General features: G+C 41.2%; 16 protein-coding genes. 11 read left to right on the forward strand and 5 right to left on the reverse strand.

Annotation, left to right across the window (positions count from 1 at the left end; translation table 11 throughout):
• The first annotated feature begins 56 nt into the window (after positions 1–56).
• The 3 genes from BFI01S_RS11715 (at position 57) to BFI01S_RS11725 (ending at position 2,539) form a co-directional block, all read left to right on the forward strand.
• Positions 57–785: an AzlC family ABC transporter permease gene (locus BFI01S_RS11715; protein ID WP_061792783.1), complete on the forward strand. Its 729-nt coding sequence runs from the start codon at positions 57–59 to the stop codon at positions 783–785.
• Positions 778–1,083, forward strand: a complete 306-nt coding sequence (locus tag BFI01S_RS11720; protein WP_061792784.1) for an AzlD domain-containing protein — start codon at positions 778–780, stop codon at positions 1,081–1,083. The genes BFI01S_RS11715 and BFI01S_RS11720 overlap by 8 nt, the downstream gene beginning before the upstream one ends.
• Positions 1,084–1,246: 163 nt before the next feature.
• Complete coding sequence (locus BFI01S_RS11725) at positions 1,247–2,539, forward strand: M48 family metallopeptidase (RefSeq protein WP_061792785.1); 1,293 nt, start codon at positions 1,247–1,249, stop codon at positions 2,537–2,539.
• A gap of 44 nt (positions 2,540–2,583) precedes the next feature.
• Here BFI01S_RS11725 and BFI01S_RS11730 read toward each other — a convergent pair whose 3' ends face one another.
• On the reverse strand, positions 2,584–3,228 hold the full coding sequence (locus BFI01S_RS11730; RefSeq protein WP_061792786.1) for a Type 1 glutamine amidotransferase-like domain-containing protein: 645 nt from the start codon (positions 3,226–3,228) through the stop codon (positions 2,584–2,586).
• A gap of 63 nt (positions 3,229–3,291) precedes the next feature.
• Positions 3,292–3,528, reverse strand: a complete 237-nt coding sequence (locus BFI01S_RS11735) for an IDEAL domain-containing protein (RefSeq protein ID WP_061792787.1) — start codon at positions 3,526–3,528, stop codon at positions 3,292–3,294.
• Between the two features lie 200 nt (positions 3,529–3,728).
• Here BFI01S_RS11735 and BFI01S_RS11740 point away from each other — a divergent pair, with 200 nt between their 5' ends.
• Positions 3,729–4,283, forward strand: coding sequence for a competence protein ComK (locus BFI01S_RS11740; protein WP_061792788.1), 555 nt, complete (start codon positions 3,729–3,731; stop codon positions 4,281–4,283).
• Positions 4,284–4,388: 105 nt separating this feature from the next.
• Here BFI01S_RS11740 and BFI01S_RS11745 read toward each other — a convergent pair whose 3' ends face one another.
• Positions 4,389–4,778, reverse strand: coding sequence for a YhjD family protein (locus BFI01S_RS11745; RefSeq protein WP_061792789.1), 390 nt, complete (start codon positions 4,776–4,778; stop codon positions 4,389–4,391).
• 231 nt (positions 4,779–5,009) lie between these two features.
• Here BFI01S_RS11745 and BFI01S_RS11750 point away from each other — a divergent pair, with 231 nt between their 5' ends.
• The 4 genes from BFI01S_RS11750 (at position 5,010) to lepB (ending at position 9,517) form a co-directional block, all read left to right on the forward strand.
• On the forward strand, positions 5,010–6,995 hold the full coding sequence (locus tag BFI01S_RS11750; protein ID WP_061792790.1) for a S9 family peptidase: 1,986 nt from the start codon (positions 5,010–5,012) through the stop codon (positions 6,993–6,995).
• A 265-nt stretch (positions 6,996–7,260) separates the two neighbouring features.
• Positions 7,261–8,190 (forward strand): LCP family protein, encoded by a 930-nt coding sequence (locus tag BFI01S_RS11755; protein ID WP_172581914.1) that lies wholly within the window; start codon positions 7,261–7,263, stop codon positions 8,188–8,190.
• Between the two features lie 130 nt (positions 8,191–8,320).
• Positions 8,321–8,935, forward strand: a complete 615-nt coding sequence (locus BFI01S_RS11760; protein ID WP_061792792.1) for a TVP38/TMEM64 family protein — start codon at positions 8,321–8,323, stop codon at positions 8,933–8,935.
• Positions 8,936–8,962: 27 nt separating this feature from the next.
• Positions 8,963–9,517 (forward strand): signal peptidase I, encoded by a 555-nt coding sequence (gene lepB / locus BFI01S_RS11765; RefSeq protein WP_061792813.1) that lies wholly within the window; start codon positions 8,963–8,965, stop codon positions 9,515–9,517.
• A 60-nt stretch (positions 9,518–9,577) separates the two neighbouring features.
• Here the strand turns inward: lepB and BFI01S_RS11770 are convergent, their stop codons facing one another.
• Positions 9,578–9,904, reverse strand: coding sequence for a hypothetical protein (locus tag BFI01S_RS11770; protein ID WP_061792793.1), 327 nt, complete (start codon positions 9,902–9,904; stop codon positions 9,578–9,580).
• A 243-nt stretch (positions 9,905–10,147) separates the two neighbouring features.
• Here BFI01S_RS11770 and fabG point away from each other — a divergent pair, with 243 nt between their 5' ends.
• The 3 genes from fabG to BFI01S_RS11785 all read left to right on the forward strand — a co-directional run bounded on the left by fabG (position 10,148) and on the right by BFI01S_RS11785 (position 12,742).
• A complete protein-coding gene (fabG, locus tag BFI01S_RS11775) occupies positions 10,148–10,888 on the forward strand; it encodes a 3-oxoacyl-ACP reductase FabG (RefSeq protein ID WP_061792794.1) in 741 nt (246 codons plus the stop codon).
• A 55-nt stretch (positions 10,889–10,943) separates the two neighbouring features.
• On the forward strand, positions 10,944–12,122 hold the full coding sequence (locus BFI01S_RS11780; protein WP_061792795.1) for a thiolase family protein: 1,179 nt from the start codon (positions 10,944–10,946) through the stop codon (positions 12,120–12,122).
• Positions 12,123–12,241: 119 nt separating this feature from the next.
• The gene (locus tag BFI01S_RS11785; RefSeq protein WP_235831163.1) at positions 12,242–12,742 is read left to right on the forward strand and encodes a GNAT family N-acetyltransferase; all 501 of its coding nucleotides are present in this window, start codon (positions 12,242–12,244) and stop codon (positions 12,740–12,742) included.
• Between the two features lie 33 nt (positions 12,743–12,775).
• Here the strand turns inward: BFI01S_RS11785 and BFI01S_RS11790 are convergent, their stop codons facing one another.
• Positions 12,776–13,930, reverse strand: a complete 1,155-nt coding sequence (locus tag BFI01S_RS11790) for an MFS transporter (RefSeq protein WP_061792796.1) — start codon at positions 13,928–13,930, stop codon at positions 12,776–12,778.
• Between the last annotated feature and the right edge of the window lie 15 nt (positions 13,931–13,945).

Here is a 13,945-nt window from a genome sequence, read left to right on the forward strand (position 1 = left end):
GTCTATTATAGTATAATTTTTAGAACCTTTTATTATATTTTTAGGTGGTGAGCATTATGGCAGAACTTGCAGTCGGCAAGTCTTCCGGTGAAGTTAGAAAAGGGGTTCAGTCGGGAATCAGCATCGCGATAGGATATGCACCCATTGCTTTAACATTTGGGCTGCTTGCCAAAACAACCGGTCTTACAATTGGTGAAACAGTTTTAATGAGTTTGCTTGTATTTGCGGGGGCAGCACAATACATATCCCTGAGCCTGCTTACATTGGGAACAGGCATATTTGAAATTGTTTTGACAACTTTTATCGTGAATATCAGGCACTTTTTGATGTCTACCTCACTTAATGAAAAGTGGGATGATGAACAGGCTGCCAACAAGGTGATTTTATCATTTGGGATTACAGATGAAACCTTTTCAGTTGCAGCAGTACGTGAAGAAAAGGTAACAAGCGGTTATATGCTGGGGCTCATATCGGTTTCCTATGCCAGCTGGATCATTTGTTCGGGGCTTGGGCATCTCATTGGGGCGAGCCTTCCGCAGACCTTGCAGGAAAGCATGTCTGTTGCTCTTTATGCCATGTTTGTCGGTCTTCTTGTTCCGTCTATGAAAAAAAGTGCAAAAGTTGTTTTTCTTGCCGCACTTGCAGCGTGTTTTAACACGATTTTCACCTTGACTAATACGCTGTCGACAGGCTGGGCAATTGTATTGGCCACGCTTTTATCGGCTGTAATAGTGGAATGGATTGAAAGTGTAAAAAACAGGAACAGGGGGCAGGAGCATGAGTAGCCATATTGTGTGGATGATTGTTGGGATGGCAGCAGTAACTTATATCCCAAGGCTGCTGCCTTTTGTGCTTTTTAAGGGGAAGGAGCTTCCCGGCTTTGTTCAAGGGATATTAAAGAATGTGCCTTATGCGACATTAGGGGCACTGATTTTTCCGGGTATTCTGTTTATAAATGAAGATATTTGGTTTGGTCTGCTCGGTGCAGCTGCTGCTTTTCTGGCAGCCTTTATAGGCGCAAATGTGATTGTGGTCGTGCTGGGATCGATCGCTGTGTTATCTGTATATTCTTTTTTGTTTTAGAAAAGATAATGATGGATGTTCTTTAGCCGGTTCCTTCTTGAACCGGCTTTTTCAATAGAACTGCTGTAATAGAAAGAAATGATTGTCCCATCAAAAGAGTTCTATTTACAGATTTTTATACTAAACTAAATATAGAAAGGTTGTACCATAGGAGGGGAATATGATGGCGCGGAAACTAGGTTTTTACGGGGCTCTGGCCTTTTTCGTATACGGTTTATTTTTTTATTGGTATCTATTCTATTTTGCTGACACCGGTCTGCCGTTTGAGTATGAAGGGTCACGGGCAGATCCGGCAACTTTCCTGAACGGCAGGGAACTGATGCTCAGTGAGGAATATTCTAAAATAAGAAACCTGCTGTTTTTTATTTCTACACCTTTTGAATGGATCTTTTATTTATTCATTCTTTTATTTGGCTTATCAAAGGCTTTTAAAAAATGGGCAGAACAGACTGCGCCATATAAATTCCTGCAAACGGCGATCTATTTGATTTGGCTTTCTTTTTTCGCTTTTATTGCCACGATGCCATTAAGCTATATCAGCTTTTTACTTTCAAAAACGTATAATATTTCAACTCAGAGCTTCAGCGGATGGATGAAGGATGAGCTCATTGATTTTTGGGTTAATTATGGAATGATGGTTCTCATTGTGTCTGTACTATACTGGCTGATTAATAAGAGCAGGAAGAGATGGTGGCTTTATGCCTGGCTATTGTCTGTTCCATTTACCTTATTTATGATGTTTCTGCAGCCGGTTGTCATTGACCCTTTGTATAATGATTTCTACCCTTTGAAAAACAAGGAACTTGAAACGAAAATTCTTGATTTGGCCAATCAGGCTAAAATACCGGCTGAACATGTCTTTGAGGTCGATATGGCCGAGAAAACGAATGCGCTGAATGCATATGTAACAGGGATCGGCTCAAATTCAAGAATTGTTCTTTGGGACACAACTCTGAATAAATTAACGGAAGATCAAATCCTGTTTATCATGGCACATGAAATGGCCCACTACGTGGAGAAGCATATTTACATCGGAATTGGAGGATACTTGCTGCTTTCTCTGCTGGGTCTGTATTTGACAGCTAAATTAATGGAAAAAGCAGTAGATAAATGGGGAAGGGCGCTAAAAATTCCTGCAGTAAATGATATACGTTCCCTGCCGCTGTTTTTGATGATTCTTTCCATGCTGCTCTTTATTTCAAGTCCTCTATCCAATCTTGTTTCGAGGTATCAGGAAACAAGGGCAGACCGCTATGCCATTGAAATGACAAAGGATTCAAAAGCCGCAATAGAAACATTTCAGGAGCTGACACGGGCCGGTTTAAGCCAGGTAAATCCGCCGCTTCTTGTGAAAGTGTTTCGATATGGACATCCAACGATGCTTGAGCGCATTTCTATGCTCGAAGAATTCGAAATGGAACAGAGGCAGAAAGAACGGGAGCAGACAGCAGACTGATTTGCTTCTTATAACTAAAAAAGCAGGCCAAACGGCTTGCTTTTTTAAGTTTCATTTTTATAAATATGTATGCTGCCTTCATTGTCAGCCTTAATTTCATTGTGAAAATAGATGCCTGCATCATCGTCAATTCCATAACCTGTCGCGGCACTGACTTTCCCTGCCGCTGCCCTTAGATTTTCCCGTTCATTCCACTTGGTAAAATGGACACTGATGGCGCAATCCCTGATCAACCCAAGTCCTCTCAAAAAAAGGTGCTGTCTTTTAGGTGTATCAATAGGGGGGATGATGCAATGCTCCAGGATGACGAGGGCGCCTGCCGAAAAGCCTGCTACAGGAATACCGTTCATGTACATCCTTCTAATCCATTCTCCAGTTTCACTATCCACAATATACCTTCTGTAATTTTCTGTTTCACCGCCTCCAATAATGATGCCGGAACAGGACATCAATTCTTGAAGAAAAGATACTGCTGGGTCAGGGGAAAGCGGCAGATAGCAGAAATTCCTGGCACCATTAGGAATTAAGGCAGAAGTATACTTATTCATATACACCTCCCAGCCTTCCCTTTCCAAAAAGAGTATAGCTATTTTGCCATCCGCGCCGCAGGCCAGCTCTGTAAACATTCTTCCAAACCTTTGCCCGAATGGAGGGCTTCCGCCCATTAAAAATAAATGCCTGCTGTTCATTATTCCTCGCCTTCCTGACTAAAAATAAAATACCCCGCTGATTGGCGGGGGCAAACTGGCTTCTTAAGTGCCAAAACGCTTGGAAAGTTCTTTGTACTGCTTCGAAAAATGCATAAATGCCGGTTTATTTCCTTCATCAATCGCCGCGTCTACTTTTTTCATCAGCTTTTCTTTTTCATTATTCAGCAGAATCTCGGAAATCAGCATATCAAGGTAAAGGTCCAGTACAAAAGATTCCTTATGGTTTTTCCTCTTAGATCCACTCGTTTTCATTAATTCGGTGTATGATTTTTCCTTCATGGAAATCACCCCTGAGCTTTTTAATATTATATGGAATTGCTTTTGATTATTCAACTAAACTTTTTAAATTTTTAGAAAATATTTTAAGAATGTCGAAATTGTGAACAATTTCAAAACTATTGAATAGATTAGTAATTTTTAGATAAATTGGTGGTAATATGGAAAAGCGGGCGTGAAATAGAAAAAGGAGATGAAGATATATGAGCCAAAATATTCAAATAATCGAAGAATATGAAATCAATCCAAATACGATGATTATTAAACCTCTCTCTTATGGTATAAAAGTTTATTCGCAAATCTGGGAGCTTGATGATGAAATAACTTCCCCCTTCAAGCCGATCGAAATAATTAAAAGCAGCTGCAAATATTTTGGATCAAGCTATGAAGGAAGAAAAGAGGGTACACGCCAATTAACCGGCTTCACCCATAAAGCTCCGATAACGATTGACCCCACAAATTTCATTTATTTTTTCCCGACGGCCTCTCCAAACAATCCTGAATGCATCTGGATTGCATTGGATCACATCAATTACTTCAAGCGAGCGGAAAACGCACAAACTCAAGTGGTTTTTAAGAATAAGCAAAGCTTTATCATTCCAGTATCTCATACGACTCTTAATAATCAGGTGCTCAGAACAGCACTGCTGAAAACGACATTGAATAAAAGGATAGAAGATTCAGAAAGAAAGGCACTGTACTATGTGAATGGTTCCAAACTAATGAATGCTTCGGAGAAAAATGGAGCCTACCAATAGAGAAGGGATTAGAATTGAAGGATAACCAAGAAGCATGCGGAATTTCATGCTTCTGTTTTCCGTGTATATTACCTTATTAGCTGCAGGCTCTTCTTATTACAAAAATTAATTGGCCTTCAGATTTTTCCCTGATCCCGGCAAAGGTTTTTTAATGAGATAATAGGTCATTAGCTCCTGAACTTTATTGCGGATACGGGGATTAAAATAATTATGGTGTTCCTCATATCCTTTGTACAGGAACATAAACATAGTAAATGCCTCATCCCTCTTTATTTCCTGTACCTTTAGCTGGTTTTTGTTCATATAGCGTTTTACCTCAGAGAGTTCACTTTGAATGACCTTCATTGTTTCTTCAACCAAATCAAGATAAGGCTGCTTTAGTTTAAACGGGCTTTTATTAATGACAATGGAGTCTCTATTTAAAACCGTCAGCACCATTGGCAGATAAATAGCCTGTTCCATGATATTGCGGTCTTCCTCAGGAATTCTGGTCATATTGTTCTGCTCCCCTTAATCAATAGTATCCTGTCAGTAAATAAGAACAAATGTTCTTATTTAATTTTACAAAGGAATGTTTTATCTTGCAAGAGCCTATATTTGTCGAAATACTGTTATACTTCATCATTTCCAATAATTAAAAAAAGTTTCAGCCTGCAGTTATTGGGAAGGAATTTTATTTCTGATGTCGAAATAAGTAGAACAGCACAGTTAGGAAGGATGAAATAAATGACGCAAAAGAGAACACTTAAGCCAGAAGACCTTTATCATTTAAAATCTGTTGCTGATCCGCAGCTTTCCATGATTGGAAATGATTTGGCTTTTGTCGAGACCAGAATGCTTGAAGAGGAAAATACATATAGTTCAAATATTTTTTACATAAATACTGCTGAAAGCAATATGCCGGTTCAGTGGACTTACGGCAAACACCGTAATCATTCACCCCGCTGGTCTCCAGATGGGGAGTTAATAGCATTTGTATCAGACAGAGGCGGGAAGTCACAGATTTATGTGATGAGCAAAGCAGGCGGAGAAGCCAGACAGCTGACACATTGTACAAATGGTGCTTCAAATCCTGTTTGGTCCCCTGATGGAAAGAAGCTTGCCTTAAATCTTTCAATAAAACCGGGTGAAAACGCAGAAACAATAGAAAAACAGGAAAAAAAGGAAGAAAAGCCAGTTCCGATTGAAATTGAAAAAATGAAACACAAATCTGACGCCCAGGGTTTTTGGAACGGAAGGTACAGCCAGGTTGCATTAATAGATATAGAAACTGGCGAGATGGAGCAGCTGACATCCGGGGAACATGATTTCCAATTGCAGGACTGGTCACCAGATGGGAAATTGGTTGCTGTTTCGGCAGATTTGAGTGAAGATAAGGATTTTTCTTTTCTAAGCGATGTGTATATCATCCATATTGAAACAAAAGACATGAAAAAGATTACAGATGGAAAAGGTTATTTCGGAAGCGCTGCATGGTCACCGGATGGAAAACACATAGGATTGTTCGGGCATGAAAGGGAATATGAAAATGCTACGCATACCAAAGTATGGGTGTATAACCTTGAATTTGAAGAGCTGCAGTGCCTGACTGCAGAATCGGACATATTGGCTGGTGATTATGCCATCGGAGATTTCCAGCAGGGTGCAGTAACACCGGGAATTCTTTGGGCAGAGGACAGCAGAAGTTTTTATTTCCTGGCAACTGATCATGGCAATACAGTTGTTTATTATGGCTCTTTAGAAGGGGAATTATATCCTGCCCTTCTGGATGAGCAGCATGTATATGGACTGACAACAGGTGGAACTATCAATAAAGCGGTTGTAGCCATCAGCAGGCCGTCATCTCCCGGGGAGTTATTTTTACTTGATGTTCCGACAGGGGAATTAAAACAGCTGACAAAAGTCAATGAAGAGTTCCTGAGCGGAGTGGAGCTGGCAGATGCAGAGTCCATTCAGTTTAAATCTTCGGATGATTGGGATCTGCATGGCTGGATCATGAAACCGGTCCATCTGAAAAAGGGCCAAAAAGCACCGCTTGTGCTTGAAATCCATGGCGGCCCTCATGCTATGTATGCCAATTCTTATTTCCATGAATTCCAATGCCTTGCTGCAAAAGGCTATGCGGTTTTATTTATCAACCCGCGGGGAAGCCATGGATATGGCCAGCATTTTGTAGACGCAGTCAGAGGAGATTACGGAGGCAAAGATTATGAGGATATTATGGATGCAGTGGATTACGCGCTTGAAAACTTCGATTTCATCGATAAAGAAAGGCTTGGCGTAACAGGAGGAAGCTATGGAGGCTTTATGACCAACTGGATTATTGGACACACCAGCCGGTTCAAGGCAGCAGTCACTCAGCGCTCCATTTCCAACTGGATCAGCTTTTATGGAGTAAGTGATATCGGCTATTATTTTACTGATTGGCAAATCAAAAGTGATATGAATGATATAGAAAAACTATGGAAACACTCTCCGCTTGCTTATGTGAATGATATAAATACACCACTCCTGATACTGCACAGTGAAAAAGACTATCGCTGTCCAATTGAACAGGCAGAGCAATTATTCATTGCCTTAAAGCATCGGAAGAAAACAGCAAAATTTGTCCGGTTCCCTGAAGCCAATCATGAGCTTTCAAGAAGCGGAAAACTGAATTTAAGAATCAGCCGCCTAAACTATATAGCCGGCTGGTTTGATGAATATCTTTGAGAAAATGCCGCAGGCCTTCTGGTTTGCGGTTTTTTTTATAGATCTGTAAAGGAACATAAAACTTGCCGATATATCAATGATGTCATTTTTTCATGCAAGAAACTATTTAAAATAAATTGCAAAGAATTCAATTCATCTGCAAAATATAAGGTATACAGGAAATACCAGCATAACTATCGAAACTTTTTATTGAACTCTGCAGTCAAATATAGGTGAAGGTGTTCACAGTCTTCCATAATTTGCTTTAAAGAAAGGACTTATACTTATGAGATCAGATAGATATGAAAAGAAGAAAAAGAAAGGAAAGTGGAAATCTGTCCTCCTAATTCTGCTTCTCTTGATTGCAGGAACCCTTGGCTATTCGTATTTTCAGTTCAAGCAAGGTGTTTCCCAGACAGAAGGAGAAGCAAATATACAGACAGAAGAATTTGAATTCAATGGCGAAAAAGATAAATATGGCGGGACAAATATCCTGATTCTTGGAAGTGATGCAAGGGGAGAAGAGAAATCAAGGGCTGATACCATTATGGTTGCACAATATCATCCTGAAAAGGGCACATATAAGCTTATTTCTTTTATGAGAGATATGTATGTGGACATACCGGGCCATGGACAAAACAGAATAAATTCTGCTCTTGCTTATGGAGGCCCTGAATTATTGAGGCAGACGCTCAAGGAGAACTTTGATATAGATATTAAATATTACTCCATTATTGATTTCGAAGGTTTTGTCCATTTAATTGATGAAGCATTCCCCAGAGGGGTAGAAATTGATGTGGAAAAAAGAATGTCTGCCAATATCGGTGTTACTCTGGAACCGGGTCTGCAGCGGCTTGATGGAGAGCATCTCCTTGGGTACGTCAGATTCAGGCAGGATGCAGTAGGGGATTTTGGAAGAGTAGAACGCCAGCAGAAGGTAATGAAAGAAGTAGCAAGCCAGTTTACAAGCCTTCAGACCATTACGAAGCTTCCAAAACTTATCGGGGTGGTAACTCCTTTTGTAAATACCAATATGAACACGGGCGATATTCTGTATATCGGAAAAGATTTCTTATCTAAGGATAACAGGGATGTAGAGACTCTTCGTGTTCCTGTTGATGGAACATTTGAAAACGAGAGAATTAATGGTGCTGAGGTTTTGGGCATAGATAAAGAGGCGAATAAAGCAGCAATCCATGAATTTCTTTCAAAATAAAAAAGGCAGAAACACTGTTTTTGGCGGATTAGGTGTACAATAAAAGGGGAAATGGTAAAACTGGGGGAACCTATTATTTATCAAAGCGATTCGACTAAGGTATTGCTGCATATTGGACAAGGAGATACTAATGGATTTTGAACTGCTCAAAGATTGGTTTACATTAGAGAATATAATGGATTTAATCCGGGAGTATCGTTCATTTGGGCCTCTTCCCGGTATTCTGCTTCCAATGCTAGAAGCATTTTTGCCTTTTCTGCCTCTGTTTTTGTTTGTTATGGCAAATGCGAGTGCATTTGGTCTCTGGCTGGGGTTTTTATACTCCTGGGTCGGAGCGGTCGCAGGAGCGCTGATTGTTTTCCTGCTGGTCAGAAAATATGGCCAGAAACGAATACTCCGTTTTTTGAAAAATCATAAGCAGGTACAGAAGCTTATGAAATGGGTTGAAAAACATGGGTTCGGACCATTGTTCATCCTGCTTTGTTTTCCGTTTACTCCTTCAGCGGTTGTCAATATTGTAGCAGGTCTTTCAAATATCAGTATTGCTCAATATATGCTGGCAGTCCTGACCGGAAAAATAGTGATGATTTTTACAATAAGCTTTGTCGGATATGATATCAAATCATTAATAACACAGCCAATTCGCACTGCCATTGTTGCACTGGTCATTTTCATTCTTTGGTATGTCGGCAAAATTATTGAAATAAAGATGAATATGAGCGTAGAAAAAGATAAAAAGCATTAAATGCATAAGTACTAGGGGAGATGAATGGTGAAGGAAGGATTGAGAAAAGAAGGAGCGGAATGGCTGAAGGCTTTTGCAATAGGCATTATCATCTTTGCTTTTATACGGACTTTTTTCTTCTCCAATTACGTTGTCGAAGGTGAATCCATGATGCCTACCCTTCAGGATGGAAATAAGCTGATTGTCAATAAAATCGGCTATCAGGTCAGCGATTTAGAGCGCTTTGACGTAGTTGTTTTCCATCATAATGATGAAGAGGATTTTGTAAAAAGAATAATAGGAATGCCAGGGGATGAAATTGCATACCGCAATGATGAATTATTTATTAATGGCAAGAAAGTGGATGAACCTTACTTGGTTAAATACCGGAAAGCAACCTCAGGAGGCAAACTGACAGGTGACTTTACACTGCTGGAGATGACGGGCACAGAAACTGTCCCAGAGGGTAAACTTTTTGTTATGGGAGATAATCGTCTCGGAAGCTGGGACAGCCGGCATTTTGGATTTATTTCAGCCGGCCAGGTTGTAGGGAAAGTAAACCTGCGCTATTGGCCGCTTGATGAAATGGATGCGTCATTCTAACAGATCTTATAGTATAAGGGACTCGAATATTCGAGTCCCTTATTTTTGCAGAAAAGGCTCTTAGATAACATGCAAATTAGGATTATCCCTATATTCAGGTTCGCAGTTCACACACACGTTTTCATCATAGTCAGTCATATTCACATCTTCACGATTGTATTCAATTCCGCAAAGGGAACAGGCAACCATTTTTTCTTCTTCTATTTCTTCCGGGTGAATGGGAATAGCGTCATTAATATTAATAGGCTCTACGGTAATTCCGCGTGAATTGGCCATTTCTGCATTTAAGTATTCCTTTGCGGATTCTTCACTTTCCCAAAATCCCAAGTCCCATAACAGCTCCTTGGCGTCTCCGGTTTGTGCCATCAATCCATAAACAACTTTCATGATAAATGCCCCTTTCAAATTTACTGTCTATTGTTTTATATTTCTTAGCCTATTTTGGCTGCGGTTAAACCGATTCAAAAAATTCCCATCAGTTCCCTTGAAAGACTGGGGATTGTTTTTAACATTGAGAATAAATCGCAGGGGATACAGGAGAATCTGCGGGCTTTGTCGAATGTACACGTTACCGGAGTTGTTTTAGTTTTTGATGTCGGAATATTTGTACATATAGTGGAGGTGCAATTAATGAGGCTTAAGGATAAAGTGGCCATTATTACAGGTGCTGCCAATGGGATTGGTCTCGCTGCAGCAGAAAGGTTTGCAGGTGAAGGAGCCGCAGTAGCCATGGCAGATTATGACGCGGACATGGGAATAACCAGGGCTCAAGAGCTCAAGGAAAAAGGATTAAATGCAGAGTTCTTTCAGGTTAATGTGGCTGACAGGCAAAGCATAGACAGTATGGCGGAAGCTGTAAAAGCAGCATTTGGGAAAATTGACATCCTTATCAATAATGCAGGAATAACCAGGGACGGGATGCTTTCAAAGTTATCCCCTGATGATTTTCAGGCGGTTATGGATGTGAATCTGTCAGGTGTTTTCCATTGTACACAAGCAGTGCTTCCATTCATGCTGGAGCAGGGAAGGGGAAAAATTATCAATACATCTTCTGTTTCCGGAATTTATGGGAATGTCGGACAGACAAACTACGCTGCAGCTAAAGCGGGTGTGGTTGGAATGACTAAAACATGGGCAAAAGAACTCGGCCGAAAAGGGATTAACGTTAATGCCGTGGCCCCAGGATTTATCTCTACAGGCATGACAGCAAAAGTACCGGAAAAGGTGATTGGCCAAATGCAGGGCATGGTTCCGCTGGGCAGGCTGGGAAAACCGGAAGATATTGCGAATGCATATCTGTTTCTGGCTTCGGATGAATCTGATTATGTGAATGGCACGGTCCTGCATGTAGATGGCGGTATTATGATGTAATAAACTGACTCCGAGCGAGTGCTCGTTAATCAGATAATAAAAGGGGTGGAAAAGGATGAGAAATGTTGTAATAACATCAGCAGTAAGAACACCAGTCGGGATTTTTGGAGGAGCTTTTAAGGATCTTCTGCCGACAGATTTGATTGTTCCAGTATTAAAAGAGGCTGCCGAAAGAAGCGGCTTACAGAGCGGTGACGTGAATGAAGTAATTTTGGGACACTGCATTCAGCGTACAGATGAACCGAACACAGCAAGGACAGCAGCATTGCTTGCAGGCTTTGACAATACGACAACAGGGTTCACAGTCCAGAGACAGTGTGCATCCGGTATGCAGGCCATTATTTCCGCTGCCCTGCAGATTGCATCAGGCATGTCAGATATCGTGATTGCAGGAGGAGTAGAAGCCATGAGCTCCAGTCCTTATGTATTAAAACAGCATCGCTGGGGCGCCCGCATGCAGCATGGACAGGTAACCGACACAGTATGGGAGATCCTCGAAGATCCAATCCATCATATCATGATGGGGGAAACAGCAGAAAACCTGGCAGAAATTCATTCCATCACAAGGGAAGAGCAAGATGAAGTGGCATTGCTTAGCCATAAGAGAGCCCTGCACGCGATTGAAAACGGTTACTTTGATTCGCAGATCGTTCCAATTACTGTAAAGACCCGGAAAGGAGAAGTAACTGTTGCAAAAGATGAAAACCCGCGTGAGGACTTAACAGCGGAAAAGCTGAGCAGATTGAAGCCGGTCTTTAGAAAGGACGGAACAGTAACAGCAGGAAACTCATCCAGCCTGAATGACGGCGGAGCAGCACTGGTCCTCATGCCGGAAGAGCTGGCTCTGGAAAGAGGACTGAAGCCGCTGGCAAAGATTGCTGGCTTTTCTGTTGCGGGAGTAGATCCGAAAGTAATGGGAAGAGGACCTGTTCCGGCAGTTAAAAATGGTCTTGCCAGTGTCAATTGGTCGCTTGAAGAAGCTGATTTGATTGAAGTTAATGAGGCCTTTGCGGCCCAATATTTGGCGGTTGAGAGAGAACTTGGCTTAAACCGGGAGAAAGTAAATGTAAATGGTAGCGGAATCAGTCTGGGACACCCAATTGGATGTACAGGTGCTCGTCTTGTCGTAAGTCTTGTTCATGAGTTGAAGAGAAGAGGAGGCCATAAAGGCATCGCTTCTTTATGTGTCGGTGGCGGAATGGGAGCCACAGTATTTGTGGAAACGTATGAATAAAGAGTTCCTTCGGGAGCTCTTTATTTATCCAATTAGCGAATCCCATCTCTTGCAGAATTATTTTTTCAGGGGGGAGAAAAGTGATAAGCAGTACGATATTGTCTTGAAGAAGGATCATTCTGGGGGCGTTTCTTGAGGATGATATTCAAAAGATAATCCAGTGGCGTGCAGATGAGAAAATTATGCGAAACCTGGATGCTCTGCCGGTAAAACCCAAACAGGAAACGGAAATTAAGAAATGGCTTGATGAATGTCCGCAAGACACCTTCAGATTCTCGCTCAGGTTAAAAGGAGCAAATGAACTGATAGGCTTTGCGGAGTTAAACGGAATTTTATGGCCGCACAGAACAGGCTGGATTACCATCGCCATTGCAGATAAAACCGAATGGGGAAAAGGGTACGGAAAGGATGCCATGCAATGCCTGATTCGCTATGCTTTTATGGAGCTCAATTTGTATAGGCTTCAGCTTACTGTATTTTCCTATAATACTAGAGCAAAAACTCTTTATGAAAGTCTTGGATTCAAGAAAGAAGGATGCTATAGAGAGTTTCTTGAGCGCGATGGAAAACGGCATGATATGTATTTATACGGGCTGCTGAGAAAGGAGTGGAAAGAGTGAAGAAGCGCGGAATGATTCCGCGCTTTACAAGATTTATTCTGGTTGACTGACAAAAGTAATTTCTTTTGACAAGAAATAGCTAAGAACGATATTCGTAAGAAAAAAGGCAAGAAGCAGAAACAGTACATCATGATATTCCAGAATCATAACCGCCGGCGGCGCAAGGCTTGCTCCGGTTAATAGAAAAAAAGAATAGAGAGAAAGCGCTTTTGCACGATCAGCTCCTGCAATCATGCCAATCAGTGTGATAACTGTGGGAACAAGAATAGATATAGAGGCCACGAACATAATTGAAATAGCCATTAATGCAATGGTGCTGCTGAAGAAAAACATATTAATGATGCTGAAGATTCCTAAAAGTAAACCAAGCTTTAAAGTCAAATGGGCACCAATCCGCTCAATTAATTTTCCCGTAAAGAGTGACAGTAGCGCCCCGATTAGTCCCACAGCTCTTAATGTGAACAGCTCCTCCATGGTTCCCTCGAAATTCCTTCCTATTGCATCGTAAAAAGCTACAAAGGTAAACAGCAAAGTAAAGGTAATAGCATAGCTTTGGAGCAGTCTTCCGTTCATTAATAGTTTTTTCATAATAGAAATAACGGAAACCCCTGATTTGGAAGGAGGAGAAGTGCCTGGAAGTATTTTATACGATGCTAGGAAAAGAATTAAATAACAAGACGCAAAGAAATAAAAAGCATAGTTCCATTTAAAATAAAAAGTAATTGTCGAACTGATCAGCTGTCCAAGGATGCCGGCGACAAGGAATCCTGTATTGATAAAAACAAGCAGCAGGGTGCGGCTCCTCGGCTGAAAAAGATCAAAGGAATAAGCGAAGGCAACAGGAGCAAAGCTCCCAAGAGTCAGCCCCTGAATCGACCTGGTTATATAGAGAGCCTCTACATTAGGAGAGAGCCCGACGGCACAAGTGGACAAAGCAGAAGCAAACAAACCTGTAATAATAATTCTGCGCCTGCCAAATGTATCAGAGGCAGGACCAAAGAACAGCAGGCCGGCTGCATAAAAAAATGCAAACAGGCTTCCTCCGCCAACAATATAATTTTCATTTATTTTAAATGAGTCAGCAATATCCCCGTAAATAGGGATTAGTGTATAAATGTTGCTGGCCACGAAAATTCCTGTAATTGTCAAAATGACTGAAGTTGCAAACAGGACCTGTTTTGAAATCATCCTTATCACCTGCCG

It is taken from the genome of Cytobacillus firmus NBRC 15306 (assembly GCF_001591465.1).
Taxonomy (GTDB): domain Bacteria; phylum Bacillota; class Bacilli; order Bacillales; family Cytobacillaceae; genus Cytobacillus; species Cytobacillus firmus.